The organism is Mycobacteroides sp. LB1 (genome assembly GCF_013449725.1).
GTDB lineage: Bacteria > Actinomycetota > Actinomycetes > Mycobacteriales > Mycobacteriaceae > Mycobacterium.
The window spans coordinates 348,081-368,913 of sequence record NZ_JACCFF010000002.1; the positions used below are offsets into that span (position 1 = coordinate 348,081).

Genomic DNA, 20,833 nt, shown 5'->3' on the forward strand with positions numbered 1-20,833 from the left:
AAGTCGCTCCGCTCCCGCCCGGCCGACCCTAGTTCGCCTTCGGAGCGGACTCACCTGCCGCACTGGCGGCTTCCGCGGCCCGAGCTTCCTCTGCCGCGATCACCATGTTGCCGAAGAAGCCGATGAACGACGGGTCCGACAGCAGTGCCCAGTCGGGCGCCAGCAGCTTCATGTAGCGCTCGACATACAGCAGCTGCTTGGAGATCAACACCAGCTCGCGGGGCAACCGAACGTCGTACTGCTTGGCCATCGTCGCCAGCTGCTTGCCAAGCTGGCCGTACTCGATGGCCGAAAGTTTTGACTGCTGCAGGGGATTGGTGAAATCGGAGATCGTCTTGGCAGCAGTATTGGGGTCGACGGATTTACCCCGGTCGCCAATGGCACCAAGCTTGTAGATGCCCCGACTCACCGCCGCATGATCGTTCTTCACAAACAGATCGACCATGATCTCGGTGAAGATCCTCCGGCTGCGCTCGTCGATCCGGCCGACGATTCCAAAGTCCAGGAAGACGATCCGGCCGTCAGAGTCGACCAGCAGGTTCCCCGCATGGAGGTCCCCGTGGAAAAGGCCCTTGTGAAAGCCCGTCTCGAACAGCGAGTACACGATTGCCTTCACCAGCGCGACACCATCGAAGCCGGCCTTCGCCAGCTCCGCGACATTGTCGATCCGTATGCCTTCGACGTATTCCATGGTGAGTACGCGTTCGGTGGTGTACTCCCAGAAGACCTTGGGGACTCGCACCTTGTCGCCGTACTCGGTGTCGGCCAGGCTTGCCATCCACTGTTCCATGGCGTGACCCTCGGCCGCGAAATCTAGCTCCTCATTGAGGTTCTGCTCGAAGTCCTCCACGATCTCCGTGGCATTGGTGGCCCGGCCCAGATCGGTCTTGACGATCACACGCGCGAGACGACCTATGATGCGGACATCGGCGGCCAACCTGGTGCGGATCTTCGGCCGCTGGATCTTCACCACCACCCGCTCACCCGTCTTGAGTGTCGCGTGGTGCACCTGAGCGATGGACGCCGAGGCGAACGGTTTGTCGTCGAATGTCGCGAATATCGCTGCGGGATGAGCACCTAACTGCTCCCGCACGCTCTGGTGAATCAGCTGTGACGACGCAGGGGGCACCCTGTCGAGCAGCGTGCGGAACTCATTGGACAGCGTTTCGGGGAAGACACCGGGGGAGGAAGCGATGAGCTGCCCCAACTTCACGTACGTCGGTCCCATGAGTGCGAACGTCCGGCGCAGCTCGTGCGCCGCGCGCACCTCCAGCGACCTTCCACGTCGAGGCCTCGCCAGCAGGCGTGCTCCCGACCCAATCAGCCGGGTAACCGTGAGGCCAAAACGCCGGGCCTCAACCCGCAGCGGCGGTGGATTCAGCTTGACCTTCGGGCGGGTGATCTCGATATCGATCGACCCACGTACAGGTCGCGAATCCGCCGCCGCCACGGGTGATTCCGCGGTAGATTCCGAGGTGGGTCGTTGTTTCCCGTTCTCGGGCAATCCGGAAGCGAGCAGCGCCGCGTCATTGCCCGCGCCCTCGGGGGTGCTCATGAGCGCCACTGTAATACATACGAGCACAGATGTATGTAACCTGCGCTGGGTTACCGTCAAGTAGCTGTCGATTCCGAGGCAACCACCCACAGGCCTGTCGGTATCTAACCGCTATACACCTGCATTTAGTCGCAACTCCGGTCGGGATCTGCGGTAATTGCATCTTACATACACGAGGGTATGTATGTTACGTTCGGAACCGTTGGTATCAATCCACGCCAGACCATTGACAAAGGAGTCTTCGCCCATGTCCGAGCTGCACTCCAGCATCGACCTCCCGTACAGCATCGACAAGCTCTGGTCGGTGTTGCCGGACCTCAACAAGTACGACGAGTGGATGACCATCCACACCGGATTCAAGGGCGATGTCCCCGCGATCGAGGACATCAAGGTCGGCACCAAGTTCTCCGAAATCGTCACCCTGATGGGCATGGCCAACACGGTCGAGTGGACCGTGCAGGAGTTCACCCCCGCCGACGAGGTGCTGTCGGCCAAGAAGGGCTCCTTCAAGCTGGGCGGCACCGGCATGGCTGGAGTCGAGGCCATCATCAAGTCCAGCGTCGAAGAGATCGACGGCGACAACACCAGAGTGAACGTCGACTCGTCCTTCAGCGGGCAGATGCTCACCGGAGCCATCGGTACGGCCATCGACAAGGCCGTCCAGGAGGAACTCGAGAACTCCGTCACCCGCCTCAAGGAATTTCTGGCCAAGGAGCTCGGCTAACCGGACTCGTTGACCTCAACCACTTTCAACGGAGAAAGCAGGACTCATGCTCGACTGGTCACCCATTGACCTTGCGGTACGCGACGCCGTTCGCCAGTTCATCGACAAGGAGGTCAGGCCTCACGTCGACGCGCTCGAGTCCGGCGAGATGGAGCCGTACCCCGTCATCCGGAAAATGTTCGCCACCTTCGGTATCGACGCTCTCGCCAAAGAGGGCTTGCAGAAGCAGATCGAGAAGAAGAAGGCTCGCGAGGCCGCACTAGCGGCCGGGCAACCCCTCGAGGAATCCAAGAAGTCCGATGACGGGGGCGCCATGGGCATGGCAGGAGGGTCGGCCAGTATGGGATTCGTACTGACCAGTGAAATCTCCCGCGTCTGTATGGGTTTGGTCACGGGGATGGGTGTCAGCATGGGCCTCACCGTGCCGACCATCGCCTCCCGCGGCACCGCCGCCCAAATGGAGCGCTGGCTGCCCGAGCTCGTCACCTACGAGAAGGTGGGGGCGTGGGCCATCACCGAACCCGATTCGGGCTCTGATGCGTTCGGCGGTATGAAGACCTATGTCACGCGCGATGGTGAGGACTACATCCTCAACGGACAGAAGACCTTCATCACCAATGGGCCCGATGCCGATGTGATCGTCGTCTACGCCAAATTGGATGAAAAGGACCCTTCGGTCGACAAGAGGGACCGCAAGGTACTGACCTTCGTACTGGATAAGGGCATGGAGGGCTTTGCGCAGTCAAAGCCGTTCCGCAAGATGGGCATTCACAGCTCGCGCACCGGCCAGTTGTTCTTTGAGAATGTCCGGCTCGGCAAGGACCGTCTACTCGGTGAAACCGAGACCAGCGACCAGGGCGACGGCCGAGACAGCGCACGCGCGAACTTCTCGATGGAGCGCATCGGCGTGGCCGCACTGGCGCTCGGCGTCATCGAAGAGTGCCTGCGGCTCTCACTGGATTACGCGAAGACACGCACCCTGTGGGGCAAGGAGATCGCCCAGTTCCAGCTCATCCAGCTCAAGCTCGCCAAGATGGAAGTGGCCCGGATTAACGTACGGAACATGATGTTCCACGCCATCGAGAGCATGTCTGAGGGAAAGACACCCTCGCTTTCGGAAGCATCGGCCATCAAGCTCTACTGCTCGGAGGCTGCAACTGACGTCGCGATGGACGCCGTACAGCTCTTCGGCGGCAACGGCTACATGACCGAGTACCGGGTCGAACAGCTGGCGCGTGACGCCAAGTCGCTCATGATCTACGCCGGCAGCAACGAGGTGCAAATCACCCATATCGCCAAGGGCCTGCTCTCCGGATAGGGCCCAGGGTCCCAGGCCCCTGGCTACTTCGCCGAGTGTGCGTTCAAACAGAGATTCGAGCGAGATTTTCTGCGTGGACGAGCACTCGGCGAAGACGTGGCCGCAACTTCTGGCAGAGTCCGCCACGCGGCTGCGCCAGGCCATGCCACCACACCGCGTACCGTGTCCATGTGCGCAAGTCGAACACCGCCTCACGGTTCACCGAGAAGTTCTGGAAGCTGCTCGGTGCGACCACCGATAAAGACCAGAGCCAGTCACTGGCCCTCGTGGACGCCTCGAAGAAGTACGACGAGAAGGCCAAGGACCTCACCGACGAGCAGCTCACCAAGGCGGCTAAAAAACTCGACCTGACTGACGGCGTCGAGTCCAAGGACATCGGCCAGTTCCTCGCGATCGTGCGCGAGGCCGCCGACCGAACCATCGAACAGCGGCCGTTCGACGTTCAGCTGCTAGGCGCGTTGCGCATGCTCGACGGCGACGTCATCGAAATGGCCACCGGCGAGGGCAAGACGCTTACCGGTGCGATCACCGCCGCGGGATACGCGTTGGGCGGGCGCAGCGTGCACGTCATCTCCGTCAACGACTACCTAGCCCGCCGTGACGCCGAATGGATGGGACCGTTCCTGGAACGGCTCGGGTTGACGGTTGGGTGGATCACCGAGGAATCCACCGCCGACGAACGTCGTGAGGCCTATGCCGCCGACGTCACCTATGGCTCAGTCAACGAGATCGGTTTCGACGTGCTCCGCGACCAGCTGGCCATCGACGTCGACGACCTGGTGTCACCGAGCCCCGATGTCGCGGTCGTCGACGAAGCCGACTCGGTTTTGGTCGACGAGGCATTGGTGCCCCTGGTGCTGGCAGGCACGAGCCACCGGGAGGCCCCGAGCTTCGAGGTTATCGAGGCGATTCGCGACCTGACCGCAGGCGAGGACTATGAGGCCGATAACGATCGACGCAATATCTTCCTGACCGACATCGGTGCCCGGAAGCTCGAAAAGCGACTCGGGAACATCGACCTGTACTCCGAGCATCACGTCGGGACCACCCTCACCGAGGTCAACGTGGCCCTACACGCACATGTGCTCCTGGAGCGCGATGTGCACTACATCGTGCGCGACGGGGCCGTGCATCTGGTCAACGCCTCACGTGGCCGCATCGCCACCCTGCAACGCTGGCCCGACGGCCTGCAGGCAGCGGTCGAAGCCAAGGAGGGCATCGAAACCACCGACACCGGTGAGGTTCTCGACACCATCACCGTGCAGGCGCTCGTCAACAGGTACCCGCGCGTCTCCGGTATGACCGGTACGGCGCTCGCGGCCGGCGAACAGCTTCGGCAGTTCTACAAGCTGGGCGTCTCACCGATCCCGCCCAATACGCCAAACATCCGCGAGGACCAGCCCGACCGCGTGTACATCACCGAAGCGAGCAAGAACGACGCCATCGTCGCGCATATCGCCGAGATCCACGCCACCGGCCAGCCAGTACTCGTCGGCACCCACGATGTCGCCGAATCCGAGGCGCTGCATCATCGTTTGGTGCGCTCGGGCGTTCCCGCAGTCGTGCTAAACGCCAAGAACGATGCCGAGGAGGCCCGCGTCATCGCCGAGGCCGGCGCGCTCAATGTCGTCACGGTCTCCACACAGATGGCGGGCCGTGGTACCGATATCCGCCTGGGCGGCTCCGACGAGTCCGACTACGACGCGGTCGTGGAGGTCGGTGGGCTGCACGTCGTCGGCACAGGCCGGCACCGCACCGAACGGCTCGACAACCAGCTACGCGGACGTGCGGGACGTCAGGGCGACCCCGGATCGTCGGTCTTCTTCTCCAGCTGGGAGGACGAGGTCGTTGTGGCACACCTGGATTCGGCCAAACTCCCCACCGAAACCGATGATGACGGCCAGATCGTCAGCACCAAGGCCGGCAGCCTCATCGACCACGCGCAGCGCGTCGCCGAGGGCGCAATGCTCGACCTGCACGCCAACACCTGGCGATACAACCAGCTGATCGCCCAGCAGCGGGCCATCATCGCCGACCGTCGCGAGACCCTGCTGCGCACCGACACCGCACGCAAGGAGCTACAGGAGCGTTCGTCGGAACGCTACGACGAGCTGGCTGAGGAACTTTCCGACGAGCGGCTGGAACGCATCTCGCGGCAGATCATGCTGTACCACCTCGACCGCGGGTGGGCGGACCACCTGGCGTACCTCTCCGATGTGCGCGAAAGCATCCATCTGCGGGCGCTCGGACGGCAGAACCCGATCGATGAGTTCCACCGGTTGGCCGTCGACGCCTTCGCATCGCTGGCGGCCGACGCCGTGGAAGCGGCACAGCAGACCTTCGACACCGCGAATCTGGTTGACGAGGAACAGGGATTGGATCTGTCGAAGCTCGCGCGGCCGACGTCGACGTGGACGTACATGATCCACGACGACCCGCGCAAGAACGACAGTCTCTCGATCCTGAACCTGCCGGGCGTCTTCAGCTGATAACGGGCTGTCTGTTTGCGCGCGGTATCACTGCGCGGATATGAGAGGCTGGCCGGATGGGAAGCGCAGAGCCCTCCACCGGCGATGAGCCTCTTGGGCGAAGAACATCGGACGCAGACGATCGGATTCTGACGGTCCCGAACGTGCTAAGCGTCATTCGGCTGGCGTTCATCCCACTCTTCCTGTATTTGGTGCTGGTAAAGCACGCTGACGGTTGGGCTGTCGCCATCCTGATGCTCAGCGGCTTCACCGACTGGGCCGACGGCAAGATCGCCCGGCTGATGAACCAGTCGTCTCATCTCGGGGCACTCCTGGACCCGGCGGCCGACCGGCTCTACATGGTGACCACCCCGATCGCCCTCGCGATCCGAGACATTGTGCCGTGGTGGATCGTCATCACGCTGCTGGCCCGCGACGTCATTCTCACCCTCGGGCTGCCGATCGTGCGCCGGCGTGGAATCGAGGCGCTCCCGGTCATCTACCTCGGCAAGGCCGCGACCTTCGCGTTGATGTCCGCATTCCCACTCATCCTCATCGGCGAATGGGACTCGTTGTGGGGCAAGGTGATCGGCCCGTGCGGGTGGGCGTTCCTCATGTGGGGACTCGGGATTTACCTGTGGACGTTCGTGCTCTACATCGCGCAGATTGTCATGGTGGTACGTCAGCTGCCCAAAGTGAGCACATGAGATGACCGATGAGAGCAGTACCCCCGACCCGGTGCGTGGCAACGGGACACATCTCATGGGTGGTTTCGAACCCGAGGAAGGCCTGGGACACCACACCGCCAACCGACCCAAGCGCAATCCGGTGCCCTCGCTGCTGCGCACGCTGCTCTCCGATCATCTGGATGCCGGATACGCCGAGGCCGCTGCCGCCCGTCGGAGCGGAGCCATGCCGCGCTCACGCTGGGCCGAATGGGGTTGGCAGGCAATCGCTGCCATCACCATCGCCGCTGTTTTCGCGGCGGCCGTCGCCCAGACCACCCGTATCGCACCCGGCATGAAGCAAGAGAAGCAGGGGCTGCTGGTGAGCATCCGCGGTGAACAGCGCGATTCGAGCGCGCTGGAATCCACTCGTGACCGTCTGTCAGCCGAGGTGGCCGGCGCTCGACGCACTCAGCTGGAAGGCAACACACAGGGCAAGGAGCTGCTGAATCGGTTGGACCAGTTGGGTCTTGCGGCAGCGAGCACCGAGGTACGTGGGCCTGCGCTCATCGTCACGCTGGCGGACCCGGGCAGCGCCGGCGATCTGTCGGACGTCTCAAAGGAACGTGTCCCGCGCAGCCAGCAGGTCATTCTGGACCGTGACATGCAGCTTGTCGTGAACTCGTTGTGGACCAGTGGCGCAGAGGCGATTTCGGTCTCCGACCTACGCATCGGCCCGAATGTGACGATGCGTCAGGCCGGGGGAGCGATCCTGGTCGACAACCAGCCGACCAGCTCGCCGTACCGGATCGTGGCGATCGGTCCGGCCAACACGATGAAATCCTCCTTCGAACGCAGCCCGGGAATGGCCCGGATGCGGTTACTGCAGAAGTCCTACGGCATCAGGCTCACCCTCGCCACCGAAGAAGACGTGCACATGGCGCCGGCGGCCAATCGGGATGTGAAGTATGCCAAAGAAATTCCGACGGGTAACCGGTGACGTGACCCATACCGTGATGTGGAGAGGAAGTAGACGATGATCGGCATAGTCGCGCTGGCGATCGGCGTGGTTTTGGGGCTGGTGTTTCACCCGAACGTTCCTGACGCCGTCGCCCCGTACTTGCCGATCGCGGTGGTGGCTGCGCTCGACGCACTGTTCGGCGGTGCTCGCGCATATCTGGACCAGATATTCGATTCGAAGGTCTTCGTGGTGTCCTTCGTGTTCAACGTCTTGGTGGCGGCCCTGATCGTGTTCGTCGGCGACCAGCTCGGGGTCGGCACGCAATTGTCCACGGCCATCATCGTCGTACTCGGCATTCGCATCTTCGGAAACGCTGCCGCCTTGCGGCGCAGGTTGTTTGGAGCGTGAGCCGGTGACCGATTCGTCTAACGCGCCGCAAGGTCAGACTCCTTCCCCGGACCAGCCCCCGGGGAAGGCCGCAGACAGCGCTGCACACCCCGGCAAGCACGAGATGCCCAAAACGCGCCGGCCGACTACGCGCACCCAGATCACTTTCGGAGTGCTCGGCGTGGTGTTATGCGCGCTGCTCGGCCTGGCGATCACCACCCAGGTTCGTCAGACCGAATCGGGTGATGGCCTCGATACCGCGCGACCGGCCGACCTGCTGGTACTGCTCGACTCATTGCAACAGCGGGACGCCAACCTGAACAAGGAAATTGCGGACCTGCAGCAGGGCCTTATTACCATGCGCGCCAGTGGAACCGGCAATCAGGCGGTGATCAACGACGCCAAGGCTCGCCTGTCCGCACTGTCGATCATGGTGGGGACCGTCGGTGCCACCGGACCGGGCGTCATTCTCACCGTCAACGACCCCGGACAGGGTCTCGGACCGGAATCCCTGCTCGACATCATCAACGAACTACGGGCGGCCGGCGCCGAGGCCATCGAGATCAAAGCGAACAACCAATCGGTGCGTATCGGTGCCGATTCGTGGGTCACCGGGACCCCCGGACAACTCACCGTCGATGGTGTGCCATTGAGCCCGCCGTATTCGGTTCTCGCGATAGGCGATCCGCCGACACTCGCGGCCGCGATGAACATTCCGGGTGGCGCTGTCGATACTGTTTCGCGGGTAGGTGGGAGCGTTACCATCGACCAGCCGGCGCGCGTGGACATCACCACCTTGCGAGAACCGAAACCGCGCCAATACGCTCAGCCCGGCAAGTAACCTCCGTGCCCAGCGACCACAGACCACTCACCGAGAGCAAGGATGACTCACCGTGACCGAAATTCCTGCCGACCTGCACTACACCGAGGAACACGAGTGGGTGCGGCGCACGGGTGACACGACCGTGCGAATCGGGATCACCGACTACGCGCAGTCGCAGCTCGGTGACGTGGTGTTCGTCCAACTGCCGGATGTCGGCGCCGATCTCGCGGTTGGCTCCACGTTCGGCGAGGTCGAATCCACCAAGTCGGTATCGGACCTGTTTGCGCCCATCACAGCGAAAGTCGTTGGCGCGAATGGCGATTTGGATTCCAACCCGCAACTGGTCAATTCCGATCCGTATGGTGAGGGCTGGTTGGTCGATCTTGAGGTCGCCAGTGCGGCAGACCTCGACACGGCTCTTAATGACCTCTTAGACGCATCGGGATATGGTGACGCCACCGACTAGGAGGGCACCTGTTCTCCATCCAGTCCGATGACGAAAATTTCTGACCGACCGCCTGCGGATACGGCAGAGGTGGCCCGTTATGGGCAGTCAGACGGTACGGTCGAAAATGAGCGGCGATGAGGGTCGTGAAGAGCGTCATGCTCAACGAGATCCGCACTGACAATCGAATCCTCCAGGGGCGAGGAAGAAGGAGCCATGGTGACCGATAACGACAAGGACGACACGTCAGGCGAGGTCACCGCGGAAACGACTTCGGTGTTCCGCGCCGATTTCGCCACCGAGCTGGAAGCGCCCGCACAGGCCGGTTCCGACGTGTCCGGTGTCGAGGGATTGCCCGCCGGATCGGCACTGTTGGTCGTCAAGCGCGGACCCAATGCGGGATCGCGTTTTCTGCTGGATCAGGCAACCACCTCGGCTGGACGCCATCCGGACAGCGACATTTTCCTCGATGACGTCACGGTGAGCCGTCGTCACGCCGAATTCCGCCTTGACAGTGACGAATTCCAGGTCGTCGACGTGGGCAGCCTCAACGGCACCTACGTAAACCGCGAGCCCGTGGATTCAGCTGTCCTCGCCAACGGCGACGAAGTGCAGATCGGGAAGTTCCGTCTGGTTTTCCTGACGGGCCCCAAGTCGGCCGGCGACGACGCCGCGGGCGGGCAGTGATCAGCACGTGACAGCTCCCGACCGGCCGGCTCTCACCGGAATGTCGATCGGGTCGGTACTCGACCTGTTGCGTCCGGAGTTTCCCGACGTCACGATCTCGAAGATTCGGTTTCTCGAATCGGAGGGACTGGTTACCCCGTCGCGTAGCGCGTCGGGGTATCGCCGGTTTTCGGCCTATGACGCCGAGCGGCTTCGGTTCATCCTGACTGCGCAACGCGATCACTATCTGCCCTTGAAGGTGATCAAGGAACAGCTCGACGCTCAGCCAGACGGAGCACTGCCCGATGCGACGGGGTTTACCGGCGGTCCTCGTCTTTTTGCCATCACCGATGGCGACAGCGCCAACAGTGTTGCCCGTCAAGGATTTCCGCCTGTCCGACCCACACGGCTCAGCCGCGAGGACCTGCTCTCGCGTTCGGGCGCGGACGAGGTGCTGCTGACTTCGCTCATCAAAGCGGGAATCATCACCGCCGGACCTGGCGGTTTCTTCGACGAATACACGGTCCTGATCGTCCAGTGCGCCGCTGAGCTGGCCGACTACGGCGTCGAGCCACGGCATCTGCGCACCTTCCGATCGGCCGTCGATCGGGAGACCGATTTGATCGCCCAGATCGTCGGCCCGACCGTCAAGGCCAACAAGGCAGGGGCCCGCGACCGCGCCGATGACCTGATCCGGGAGGTGGCGGCGCTGTCGATCGCGCTCCACGGCGCCATGATCAAGTCCGCGGTGCGCGGCGTCCTCGATCGCTGAGTACTAGACTCGCGGTACGACGGACGTACTGGTGTTGGAGGCACGATGAGCGAAGTTCGAGTCGTGGGAATCCGCGTGGAACAGCCCCAGAACCAGCCGGTGTTGTTGTTGCGGGAGTCCGGCGGTGATCGATACCTGCCTATTTGGATCGGTCAGTCGGAGGCGGCGGCCATTGCCCTGGAGCAACAGGGAGTAGAGCCGGCGCGGCCGCTTACCCATGATCTGATCCGTGATCTGATAGCGGCCCTTGGGCATTCGCTCAAGGAAGTGCGGATCGTGGATCTGCAGGAGGGTACGTTCTACGCGGATCTGGTCTTCGATAGCGATATCCGGGTGTCGGCAAGACCCTCGGATTCGGTGGCAATCGCGCTGCGGGTCGGGGTTCCGATCTACGTCGAGGAGGCCGTACTCGCCGAGGCAGGTTTGATCATTCCCGACGAGGACGACGAGGACTCCGGCGGAGCGCTGCGAGAAGACGAGGTAGAGAAGTTCAAAGAATTTCTCGATAGCGTGTCGCCCGACGACTTCAAGGCCACAGAAGGCCCGTAACAGGCCTTAAGTAACGACTAAGTCTCAACCTGACCTTGACAGTCACCGCCCGGGCGCGTCGCGTTGACCGGGATTTCACGGGGGCCATAATTTGACTCAGCGGCCGGCACGGGGCAACGCAAGGGGCGTATGCTCGGAGAATTCGTGCTTGGACGAACGCACTACCGGCGGACTCGGATTCCTAAGGTTCTCAAGGAACCCACGGGACAGACAACCGGGGAAGCGATCGGCGAGAGGGAGCAGAAGTGGTCGAACAGCCGGAGCAGGGGCAGCTGGATATGACGCTGGACACTGGCGTAGCGGGTTCCGCTGGGTCCTCCGTGTCGCCTGGACCTGTCCAGCCGGGCCTCTTCCCGGATGACTCACTTCCAGATCAGCTCGTCGGCTACCGCGGTCCCAGCGCCTGCCAGGTTGCTGGCATCACCTATCGCCAACTGGACTACTGGGCCCGCACCTCACTCGTGGTTCCCTCGATTCGCGGCGCCGCCGGTTCGGGTAGCCAGCGCCTGTACTCGTTCAAGGACATCCTGGTTCTCAAGATCGTCAAGCGACTGCTGGACACCGGGATCTCCCTACAGAACATCCGGGTTGCCGTCGAACACCTGCGTCAGCGCGGGGTCGAAGACCTTGCGAACATCACGCTGTTCTCGGACGGCACCACCGTCTATGAATGCACCTCCGCTGAAGAGGTTGTCGACCTCCTGCAGGGCGGACAGGGTGTATTCGGCATCGCGGTCAGCGGCGCCATGCGCGAGCTGACCGGCGCCATCGCCGAGTTTCCGGGGGAGCGTGCCGACGGTGGCGAGGCCATCGAGGCGCCCGAGGACGAACTGGCCTCCCGTCGCAAGGATCGCGCCCGCAAAATCGGCTGATCCAGCTCTACCGCCTTACCGGTCTGGACCAGAGGCTGTACTCGCGTAAACTGGTTCCGCATCGCCCGTGGGCGGGAGAGTGTCATGACCGCCAGTCATGACCGCCGAAGGAGCAACACCTCTCCGCCAATCTCTCAGGCCCCCGAACCGCTCTCGGCCCCGATGCCTCTGGAAAGCGGTGATCTGGCCTACGCCCGGACCGCCCGCCGACGGGGAAAGGCTTCTGAACTGGCTTTTTTTGCCAGATTTTGACGCTGAATCTCTCAGGCGCCCCTAGCGGGTCGATGACAGAGGGAGGGGAGATTTTGTCGCGTGCCAGCCGCGCGACTCGGCCCTCCGGGAGTAACGTGTCCAGCTCTCTTCGCGCAACCGGCTCATCAGCCACTTTCGCCGACCGCCATATCGGTCCCACCGCCGCCGATATCGACACCATGCTCACCACCATCGGGGTGGCCAGTCTCAACGAACTCGCCGATAAGGCAGTTCCGGCCAGCATCCTGGACACACTTCACGGTGGCATCGCCACCGGTCTCGACGCGCTGCCGGCAGCAGCTTCCGAACACGAGGCCTTGGACGCGCTGCGAAAGCTCGCTAGCCACAACACGATTGCCGTGTCCATGATCGGACAGGGCTATTTCGAAACGCTGACGCCGCCCGTGCTGCGCCGCCACATCCTGGAAAACCCGGCCTGGTACACCGCCTACACGCCGTACCAGCCGGAGATCAGTCAGGGACGCCTTGAGGCGCTGCTGAACTTCCAGACCATGGTCGCCGAGCTCACGGGCCTCGATATTGCGAACGCCTCCATGCTCGACGAGGGCACCGCCGCCGCCGAGGCGATGACGCTCATGCATCGCGCCGGGAAGTCCGCATCCAACCGTCTGGTTGTCGACGCCGATCTATACGCGCAGACCGCCGCCGTTATTGGCACCCGCGCCGCGCCGCTGGGCATCGAGGTGGTTACCGTTGACCTCGCCCAAGGATTGCCTGACGGCGACTTCTTCGGGGTGATCGTGCAGCTGCCCGGCGCATCCGGGGCTGTTCGCGATTGGACACAGCTCATCGCCGAGGCTCATGCCCGCGGCGCACTGGTATCTGTGGGCGCCGACCTGCTGGCGCTCACCCTCAACGCGCCGCCCGGTGACATCGGCGCCGACGTCGCCTTCGGTACCACCCAACGCTTCGGTGTACCCATGGGATTCGGCGGACCACATGCCGGGTACCTTGCGGTGCACACCGCTCACGCCCGACAGCTGCCGGGACGCCTCGTGGGGGTGTCGGTGGACGCCGATGGCGCCCCGGCGTACCGGCTCTCACTGCAGACCCGCGAACAGCACATCCGCCGTGACAAGGCCACCAGCAATATCTGTACCGCACAGGTGCTGCTGGCGATCATGGCCGCCATGTACGCGAGCTACCACGGCCCAGAGGGATTGCGCGCCATCGCCACCCGCGTCCACCGCAACGCACAGCTGCTGGCCTCCGGGCTGACTCGCGGCGGCCACACCGTGGTGCACGACGAATTCTTCGACACCGTGCTGGTGCACGTCCCCGGTAAGGCCGCAGAGATCCAGGCCGCCGCCAAGGCCGAGGGCATCAACATCTGGAGCCCCGACGGTGACCATGTCTCGATCGCCTGCGACGAGGCGACGACGCTGCCACACCTGGTGTCGGTCCTGCGCGCATTCGGTACCGAAATTGACGAGGGTACGGCGGGGTCCCTGAGCACCTCGGATATCGCGACCCGCAGCTCGGATTATCTGACGCATCCGGCGTTCAACCGCTATCACAGCGAAACCGAGATGATGCGATACCTGCGAGCGCTGTCCGACAAGGATATTGCGCTGGACCGCAGCATGATTCCACTTGGATCGTGCACCATGAAGCTCAACGCCGCCGCCGAGATGGAACCCATCACCTGGCCGCAGTTCGCCGCACAGCACCCGTTCGCCCCGGCCGGTGATTCGCGCGGACTGCGCACCCTGATCGCCGATCTCGAAGGCTGGCTGGCCGATATCACCGGATACGACAAGGTGAGCCTGCAGCCCAACGCTGGATCACAGGGCGAATACGCGGGGCTGCTTGCCATCCGGCAATACCACATCGATCGCGGCGAGAGCGACCGCGAGGTGTGCCTGATCCCGTCGAGCGCCCACGGCACCAATGCCGCCTCCGCTGCGCTGGCCGGGATGCGCGTCGTGGTGGTGGCATGCCGCGAGAACGGCGATGTCGACCTGGACGACCTGCGTGCCAAGATCGCCGCGAATGCCAGCACGCTGGCCGCGATCATGATCACCTATCCGTCCACCCACGGCGTCTACGAGCACGACATCGCCGATATCTGCGCGGCCGTGCATGATGCCGGGGGGCAGGTGTACGTCGACGGCGCGAATCTCAACGCCCTTGTCGGACTTGCCCGTCCCGGGCGTTTCGGCGGCGATGTGAGCCACCTGAATCTGCACAAGACCTTCTGCATCCCCCATGGCGGTGGCGGGCCAGGTGTCGGACCCGTCGCGGTGCGCAGCCACCTCGCGCAGTATCTGCCCGGACACCCGTACGCCGCGGAGCTACCCGACGGACCTCCGGTGTCCTCGGCCCCCTACGGTTCGGCATCGATCCTGCCGATCACCTGGGCTTACATCCGGATGATGGGGCCGGACGGCCTGCGCGCCGCATCGCTGACGGCCATCGCCTCGGCAAACTACCTGGCGCGCCGTCTCGACGAGTACTACCCGGTGCTCTACACCGGCGATACCGGCATGGTGGCACACGAATGCATCCTGGATCTGCGGGAGATCACCAAGAACACCGGCGTCACCGTCGACGATGTGGCAAAGCGCTTGGCCGACTATGGTTTCCACGCACCCACGATGAGTTTCCCGGTGGCAGGCACGCTCATGGTGGAGCCCACCGAGAGCGAGAGCCTGGCCGAGGTGGATGCCTTCTGCGAGGCGATGATCGCGATCAAGGCGGAGATCGACAAGGTCGGCTCCGGAGTGTGGCCGGTGGAGGACAATCCGCTGCGCGGGGCGCCCCACACCGCCGAATCGGTTACTGCCGACGAGTGGAATCACCCCTACAGCCGGACCGAGGCCGCCTACCCGCTCGGAAAGGGCTTCCGCCCCAAGGTGTGGCCGCCCGTGCGCCGCATCGACGGTGCCTACGGTGACCGGAACCTGGTGTGCTCCTGCCCACCGATCGAGGCCTTCGCAGAGTAGAAACTCGTCACGAGCAGTCTCCCCGCTTGCGGGGGACTGCTCGTGACTAAGAGACGAACCGCGTGATGGCCGCAGTGAGCTCCGGGCTGTTCGAGACCGCCAGGTTCTGGTACACGCCACCAGTCTGCTGAGCCAACGCCTGCCAGGTCTGCTGATCGGAGTCGTTACCGAAGTCGATCACGTTGATGCGCACCGGTTTCGCCGGATCTTTGAGGCGGTTGATGGTGTCGATCAGACCCGGCCCGTCCAGGGATTGGTCCGTATGCGATCGCCCGGCCACCACCAACACCGAGTTGACCTGATTCGGGCGGAAACCACCGACAGCGTCCTGGTATAGCGCTCGGAGTGTCGTGTACGCAACGGCTCCATTGCCGGTCGGCTGCAGCGCGGCCAGCGAATCGGCAACACTCTGTGAGCGTGGCATCCCTTCGACGTCATCGCCGGCGCCACCGAGCCGCACTACGGTGTTGCCCTCCTTGCCGTCGTAGACCCACAGGCCCACACCCGAATTCGGGGAGATCGCGCGAACTCGACTGGCCAGCGCCCCGGTGATATCCGACAGCTTGATGTCGGGAGCAGGGGAGGAAGAAAGCATGATCGTGGTAGTCCCGGGCGTGGCCGCGGTGCCGTCGGCCAGCGCGACGCGCACCTTGTCCTCGATACTCAGCGGCTTCTCGATCGTGGCGAAGCTCACCACATCGCTACTGGGCAGATCCGCACCCTCGGCGCGGAAGCCGACGTCGGCCAGCGCCTTGAGCTGATCCTTTTCTCCCAGGAACCGCGCGAATTGGCTTGCCGCGGTGTGCTGTTCTTCGGACAGCCACGGACCGTCCAGCTGGACGGTGGGGTAGTCGGCCACCGGAGTCGCACCGGCGGGCTGCCACGCGGCGATGACCTTCTTGGCATCGGGGTTACTGCGGGTGCGGACATAGAGCTGCTGCTCGGTGGTCACCACCGAGTGCACAGCGGCACCGGGCTGCTCGCCGGCGTCCAGCAGCGCGCCCATGGCATCGGACAGACTGTTCGCAGGCAGCTTGGGGGCCGTCGCGGCCAGCGAAGCGGCCGCACCCGCGCCGAGCTCGGGCGACTCTCCGGGGCGGACACTGGCCGCCGCCACCGCCTCACCGGCGAGCTGCGCCGCGTCGGCGTTACCGCTCGATGGCAGCGCCAACCGCAACGAGCCCCAACCGGGGAGGCCAAGGCCGTCCAGCGAGTTCGGAACACTCTGCAGTGCAGGCAGATCCGCCCAGCTCTTGTCGTTGGGAATGGCCTGGCGCAGTCTCGGCGTCACCGCGATCACGACGGGCGTACTCACCAACGACCGGCTGTCGCTCACGATATTGGTCTTCGATGCCGCCTTCAGACGTGCCGACGAGACCGAGCTCCCCGGGATCCACAACGCCGGCTGCCCGCCGAGCTCGGCGGGCCACTGGCCCGTCAGCCCCTTGATCACATTGGTGGCATCGGCCGGACGGACCGACACGGTGAAGCAGTAGTCGCCGATCACCTCGTGCGTCTTGTTGAACCGCTCGGAGAACTCGCCGATCCTGTCGGCGATGGAGGGGTCGGCAACCACGGCGATGGTGTTGTCCCCGTGTACACAGGTGGCCGAGGCTTCAGCTTGATTGTCGGAGGTCCGCCCATCGAAGTACCACCACAGTCCGATGGATACGGCCACCACGAGCACGGCGGCGATCGCGCCGATCAGCCCCTTACTGACACCCCAGTTACTGCCGTCGCTGCTGCGATGCGAACGCTGCAAGCTGCCCGTGTCGAACTCTGAGCCGGAACTCGACTCGTGCTCCGGCTCCTGGTCCGCATCCCAACCGTCGTTGTCGTCTCCGCCGCTTGGGCTATCCGACCCAGATGCGCTGTGCCTGCCCATGGTGTCGTCGCGACCTTTCTTCGTGCTGTCTTTCGGCTACTGCGAGACCCGCCCCGCGTCCGCCCGAGTCTACTGTCCCAGGGCACCGTTACCACGGCACGCGCAACCAAACCGCACCCAAATCGACATGGCGCCGTACCCAGCGTCGCTGGGGGATTGGGGCATGTCAGACCGCCATCCGCTACTTGGCCGCCGCTGCCTTGTACTCGCGGCGGCGGCGGTGCAGGATCGGCTCGGTGTATCCGTTCGGCTGATCCTTACCTTCCAGGATGAGCTCCTTGGCGGCCTGGAAGGCGATGTTGCTGTCGAAGTCCGGGGCCATCGGGCTGTAGTCCCTGTCGCCGGCGTTCTGCCGATCGACAATCGGAGCCATCCGCTGGAGGCCCTCGACAACCTCGTCCTCGGTGATCACGTCGTGACGCAGCCAGTTGGCCAGCAGCTGGCTGGAGATACGCAGGGTGGCGCGGTCCTCCATGAGCGCCACATCATGGATATCCGGGACCTTGGAGCAGCCGACACCATGATCGATCCAGCGGACGACGTAGCCCAGGATCGATTGGCAGTTGTTGTCGATCTCCTCACGGATGTCCTCTGCCGTCCAGTCGCGGCGCGACTCGGCCAGCGGGATGGTGAGCAAAGAATCCAGTTCGGCGCGGTGCTTACCGGCCAGCTCCTGGTCCACCGCCTTAACGTCGACCTGGTGGTAATGCAGTGCGTGCAAGGTGGCCGCGGTGGGGGAAGGCACCCAGGCGGTGGTGGCCCCTGCACGAGGCTGCGCGATCTTCTGCGCGACCATATCGGCCATCAAGTCGGGCATGGCCCACATGCCCTTACCGATCTGCGCTTTACCCGCCAGGCCGGCGCCCAGTCCGGTGTCGACGTTGTGGTCCTCGTACGCCAGGATCCACGGCTGCGACTTCATGACGGCCTTGCGGCACATCGGCCCGGCCTCCATCGAGGTGTGGATCTCGTCGCCGGTGCGATCCAGGAAGCCGGTATTGATGAACACGACGCGGTCGGCGGCGGCCTTGATGGCGGCCTTCAGGTTGACGGTGGTACGACGCTCTTCGTCCATGATGCCGACCTTGAGAGTCGCATTCGGAAGTCCGAGCACCTCTTCTACGCGGCCGAAAAGTTCGGCGGTGAACGCCACCTCTTCGGGGCCGTGCATCTTGGGCTTCACGATGTAGACGGACCCGGTACGGCTGTTCTTCAGAACGCCGTTCTTCTTACCGGAGCGCAGCCCATGGATGGCGATGAGACTGGTGAACAACGCGTCCTGGATGCCCTCGGGGATCTCGTTCCCTTCAGCGTCGACGATCGCGTCGTTGGTCATCAGGTGACCGACATTGCGGACAAACAACAGGCTGCGGCCGGGCAGGGTCAGTTCGCCCTTACCGTCCGGGGTGGTGAACACGCGGTCCATGTTGAGCACCCGGGTGAACGTCTTGCCACCCTTGGAGACCTGCTCTGCCAGGTCGCCCTTGTTGAGCCCCAACCAGTTTCGGTACCCGAGCACCTTGTCTTCGGCGTCCACGGCGGCCACCGAGTCCTCGAAGTCCATGATCGTGGTGATCGCCGACTCCAGCACGACGTCCTTGATGCCGGCCTTGTCGGTGGATCCGACGGGGGAGTCGGGGTCGATCAGGATTTCCAGATGCAGACCGTGATTGACCAGCAGCACCGACCATTGCGGCTTCCCGAGCTTGCCCGTGTAGCCGATGAACTGCCCGGGGTCCTTGAGCCCTGTCGAGAGACCGTCGCCCAGTGTGATGAGCAGCTGCCCCTCGTCGATCTTCAGGCCGGTCGCGTCCTTCCACGTTCCGGCCGCCAGCGGTGCGGCACCGTCGAGGACCTCGCGGGCGTAGGCAATGACCTTATCTCCGCGGATCTTGTTGTACGACGAGCCCTTCTCGGCACCATCGGCTTCCGGGATGACATCGGTGCCGTACAGCGCGTCGTACAGCGAGCCCCAGCGCGCGTTGGCGGCGTTGAGCGCGAAGCGGGCGTTCAGGATCGGAACGACCAGCTGCGGGCCGGCCGTTGTGGTGATCTCGTCGTCCACGTTGGCGGTGGTGATGGTGAAATCCTCGGGCTCGGGAACGAGGTACCCGATCTCGGTGAGAAACTCCCGATACGCCGAATGATCCAGGGGCTCGAGTGCGCGCAGCCGGTGCCAGCGATCGACCTGGGTTTGCAGGTCGTCCCGTCGCTCGAGGAGCTCCCGGTTCCGCGGAGCCAAATCGGCGACTACCTTGTCGACCCCGCCCCAGAACGCGTCGGCATCCACACCGGTGCCCGGCAGCGCCTCATTGGTGATGAAGTCGTACAGCACCCGTGCCACGCGCAGGTTGCCAACATCGACGCGATCACTCATCGCAGCTCCTTCTGAGTTTGGTCGGTCGCTCTGGTGCGATTCGGTGGATATTGATCCTACTCACTGGTAGCGATCAACCTCGAAACCGCGTTAAATGCGGTGCGTTCCGTCACGTACGGTGCCGACAAGATCCTCCACCAAGTCCTCAAGTGTGACGAGGCCCACGACGCTCCCGTCGGTGGTCGACATGAGGGCCAGATGACTGTTGCTGCGGCGAAGCGTCGACAGCGCTTCCGCTAGCGGAACCGAACCGTGCAACCGAGGCAGTGGCCGAATGAATGCGGGGTCCACGATCGCTTCCGGATCGTCGCCCATGGTCAAGACGTCCTTTATGTGCAGATAGCCCAGGTAATCCCCGCCGGGTCCAATAACTGGGAATCGTGAATACCCGGTTTCGGCCACCGCGCGCTCCACGGTCGCCACCGAAGGCCCCTGCGCGGCGCCCGATACGGCAATCGATCGAATCTGGTTAGCGGGCACGACCACGTCGGCGACCACACGGTGCTGGATCTGCAATGCGCGACGTAACCGGGTGTGTTCTTCCTCATCAAGAAGGCCCTCGGACAGCGACTCCGCGATCATCTCCGATAGCTCCACGGTGGACACCGTGATCTCAAGTTCGTCCTTCACCGGCACCTTGCCGAGCCGCAGCACGGCGTTGGCGCACCAGTTGTAGAAGCCGATCAGCGGCCGCGCCAACCGGATGTAGACCAGGTACGGCGGAATCAAGAGCATGGCCGCCGATTCCGGGCCCGCGATGGCGATGTTCTTGGGCACCATTTCGCCGAACAGCACGTGCAGCAGCACCACGATCGACAGTGAGATCACGAACGCGACGGTGTGCGTCACCGCAGAGGGCGCGCCCAACAGCTCGAACGGCTTCTCAAGCAGGTGGGCGACGGCCGGTTCTCCGATGCGGCCCAACAGAATTGAACAGATCGTGATGCCAAGCTGGGCGCCCGCAAGCATGAGCGACAGCTTCTGGCCGGCCATCATGACGGTGACCGCGCGCTTCTTGCCCGCCTCCGCCAGCGCCTCCAGCCGGTCCCTGCGGGCCGAGATCAGCGCGAATTCGGCACCGACAAAGAAGGCGTTCGCCAAAAGCAATGCCGCGGTGAGGAGTACACCTAGTATGTCGCCACCCATCG

17 protein-coding genes and 1 riboswitch are annotated in these 20,833 nt (G+C 63.7%); of the genes, 13 read left to right on the plus strand and 4 right to left on the minus strand.

Annotated features, from left to right (window positions below; all coding sequences use genetic code 11):
• Positions 1-28: 28 nt before the first annotated feature.
• The gene (locus MLB1_RS12415) at positions 29-1,555 is read right to left on the minus strand and encodes an AarF/UbiB family protein (protein WP_180750111.1); all 1,527 of its coding nucleotides are present in this window, start codon (positions 1,553-1,555) and stop codon (positions 29-31) included.
• Between the two features lie 247 nt (positions 1,556-1,802).
• Between MLB1_RS12415 and MLB1_RS12420 the strand changes: the two genes are divergently transcribed.
• The 13 genes from MLB1_RS12420 (at position 1,803) to gcvP (ending at position 15,423) form a co-directional block, all read left to right on the plus strand.
• The gene (locus tag MLB1_RS12420; RefSeq protein WP_180750112.1) at positions 1,803-2,279 is read left to right on the plus strand and encodes an SRPBCC family protein; all 477 of its coding nucleotides are present in this window, start codon (positions 1,803-1,805) and stop codon (positions 2,277-2,279) included.
• Between the two features lie 46 nt (positions 2,280-2,325).
• The gene (locus MLB1_RS12425; RefSeq protein ID WP_180750113.1) at positions 2,326-3,597 is read left to right on the plus strand and encodes an acyl-CoA dehydrogenase family protein; all 1,272 of its coding nucleotides are present in this window, start codon (positions 2,326-2,328) and stop codon (positions 3,595-3,597) included.
• A gap of 170 nt (positions 3,598-3,767) precedes the next feature.
• Entirely contained in the window at positions 3,768-6,086 is a 2,319-nt protein-coding gene (secA2, locus tag MLB1_RS12430; RefSeq protein ID WP_180750114.1) for an accessory Sec system translocase SecA2, read from the plus strand.
• Between the two features lie 56 nt (positions 6,087-6,142).
• Positions 6,143-6,772, plus strand: a complete 630-nt coding sequence (locus MLB1_RS12435; protein WP_180750115.1) for a CDP-alcohol phosphatidyltransferase family protein — start codon at positions 6,143-6,145, stop codon at positions 6,770-6,772.
• A gap of 1 nt (position 6,773) precedes the next feature.
• Positions 6,774-7,730, plus strand: coding sequence for a DUF881 domain-containing protein (locus MLB1_RS12440; protein WP_180750116.1), 957 nt, complete (start codon positions 6,774-6,776; stop codon positions 7,728-7,730).
• Between the two features lie 36 nt (positions 7,731-7,766).
• Entirely contained in the window at positions 7,767-8,099 is a 333-nt protein-coding gene (locus MLB1_RS12445) for a small basic family protein (RefSeq protein ID WP_005058551.1), read from the plus strand.
• Positions 8,100-8,202: 103 nt separating this feature from the next.
• Positions 8,203-8,919: a DUF881 domain-containing protein gene (locus MLB1_RS12450; RefSeq protein ID WP_255485927.1), complete on the plus strand. Its 717-nt coding sequence runs from the start codon at positions 8,203-8,205 to the stop codon at positions 8,917-8,919.
• Between the two features lie 52 nt (positions 8,920-8,971).
• Positions 8,972-9,367 carry a glycine cleavage system protein GcvH gene (gene gcvH / locus MLB1_RS12455; protein ID WP_180750117.1) on the plus strand — a complete coding sequence of 132 codons (396 nt, stop codon included), beginning with the start codon at positions 8,972-8,974 and terminating at the stop codon, positions 9,365-9,367.
• A gap of 195 nt (positions 9,368-9,562) precedes the next feature.
• Entirely contained in the window at positions 9,563-10,033 is a 471-nt protein-coding gene (gene garA / locus MLB1_RS12460) for a glycogen accumulation regulator GarA (RefSeq protein WP_180750118.1), read from the plus strand.
• Positions 10,034-10,040: 7 nt separating this feature from the next.
• Positions 10,041-10,784 carry a MerR family transcriptional regulator gene (locus MLB1_RS12465; protein WP_180750119.1) on the plus strand — a complete coding sequence of 248 codons (744 nt, stop codon included), beginning with the start codon at positions 10,041-10,043 and terminating at the stop codon, positions 10,782-10,784.
• Positions 10,785-10,829: 45 nt separating this feature from the next.
• Positions 10,830-11,333: a bifunctional nuclease family protein gene (locus tag MLB1_RS12470; RefSeq protein ID WP_180750120.1), complete on the plus strand. Its 504-nt coding sequence runs from the start codon at positions 10,830-10,832 to the stop codon at positions 11,331-11,333.
• A gap of 245 nt (positions 11,334-11,578) precedes the next feature.
• On the plus strand, positions 11,579-12,205 hold the full coding sequence (locus tag MLB1_RS12475) for a MerR family transcriptional regulator (RefSeq protein ID WP_180750121.1): 627 nt from the start codon (positions 11,579-11,581) through the stop codon (positions 12,203-12,205).
• A 62-nt stretch (positions 12,206-12,267) separates the two neighbouring features.
• A riboswitch (glycine riboswitch) is annotated at positions 12,268-12,365 on the plus strand.
• Positions 12,366-12,636: 271 nt separating this feature from the next.
• Positions 12,637-15,423, plus strand: a complete 2,787-nt coding sequence (gene gcvP / locus MLB1_RS12480) for an aminomethyl-transferring glycine dehydrogenase (protein WP_255485928.1) — start codon at positions 12,637-12,639, stop codon at positions 15,421-15,423.
• A gap of 46 nt (positions 15,424-15,469) precedes the next feature.
• Here gcvP and MLB1_RS12485 read toward each other — a convergent pair whose 3' ends face one another.
• The 3 genes from MLB1_RS12485 to MLB1_RS12495 all read right to left on the minus strand — a co-directional run bounded on the left by MLB1_RS12485 (position 15,470) and on the right by MLB1_RS12495 (position 20,831).
• Entirely contained in the window at positions 15,470-17,308 is a 1,839-nt protein-coding gene (locus MLB1_RS12485) for a substrate-binding domain-containing protein (RefSeq protein ID WP_180750123.1), read from the minus strand.
• A 181-nt stretch (positions 17,309-17,489) separates the two neighbouring features.
• Positions 17,490-19,685, minus strand: coding sequence for a malate synthase G (locus MLB1_RS12490; RefSeq protein WP_180750124.1), 2,196 nt, complete (start codon positions 19,683-19,685; stop codon positions 17,490-17,492).
• Between the two features lie 90 nt (positions 19,686-19,775).
• The gene (locus tag MLB1_RS12495; RefSeq protein WP_180750125.1) at positions 19,776-20,831 is read right to left on the minus strand and encodes a hemolysin family protein; all 1,056 of its coding nucleotides are present in this window, start codon (positions 20,829-20,831) and stop codon (positions 19,776-19,778) included.
• Between the last annotated feature and the right edge of the window lie 2 nt (positions 20,832-20,833).

Excerpts from the sequence above, each read along its gene's own strand:
- MLB1_RS12450 (WP_255485927.1), top strand. The coding sequence starts at position 8,203 with ATGCCCAAAACGCGCCGGCCGACTACGCGCACCCAGATCACTTTCGGA.
- MLB1_RS12415 (WP_180750111.1), bottom strand. The coding sequence starts at position 1,555 with ATGAGCACCCCCGAGGGCGCGGGCAATGACGCGGCGCTGCTCGCTTCC.
- MLB1_RS12420 (WP_180750112.1), top strand. The coding sequence starts at position 1,803 with ATGTCCGAGCTGCACTCCAGCATCGACCTCCCGTACAGCATCGACAAG.
- MLB1_RS12440 (WP_180750116.1), top strand. The coding sequence starts at position 6,774 with ATGACCGATGAGAGCAGTACCCCCGACCCGGTGCGTGGCAACGGGACA.
- MLB1_RS12470 (WP_180750120.1), top strand. The coding sequence starts at position 10,830 with ATGAGCGAAGTTCGAGTCGTGGGAATCCGCGTGGAACAGCCCCAGAAC.
- gcvP (WP_255485928.1), top strand. The coding sequence starts at position 12,637 with ATGCTCACCACCATCGGGGTGGCCAGTCTCAACGAACTCGCCGATAAG.
- garA (WP_180750118.1), top strand. The coding sequence starts at position 9,563 with ATGGTGACCGATAACGACAAGGACGACACGTCAGGCGAGGTCACCGCG.
- MLB1_RS12445 (WP_005058551.1), top strand. The coding sequence starts at position 7,767 with ATGATCGGCATAGTCGCGCTGGCGATCGGCGTGGTTTTGGGGCTGGTG.
- MLB1_RS12490 (WP_180750124.1), bottom strand. The coding sequence starts at position 19,685 with ATGAGTGATCGCGTCGATGTTGGCAACCTGCGCGTGGCACGGGTGCTG.
- MLB1_RS12425 (WP_180750113.1), top strand. The coding sequence starts at position 2,326 with ATGCTCGACTGGTCACCCATTGACCTTGCGGTACGCGACGCCGTTCGC.
- MLB1_RS12495 (WP_180750125.1), bottom strand. The coding sequence starts at position 20,831 with ATGGGTGGCGACATACTAGGTGTACTCCTCACCGCGGCATTGCTTTTG.
- MLB1_RS12435 (WP_180750115.1), top strand. The coding sequence starts at position 6,143 with ATGGGAAGCGCAGAGCCCTCCACCGGCGATGAGCCTCTTGGGCGAAGA.
- MLB1_RS12485 (WP_180750123.1), bottom strand. The coding sequence starts at position 17,308 with ATGGGCAGGCACAGCGCATCTGGGTCGGATAGCCCAAGCGGCGGAGAC.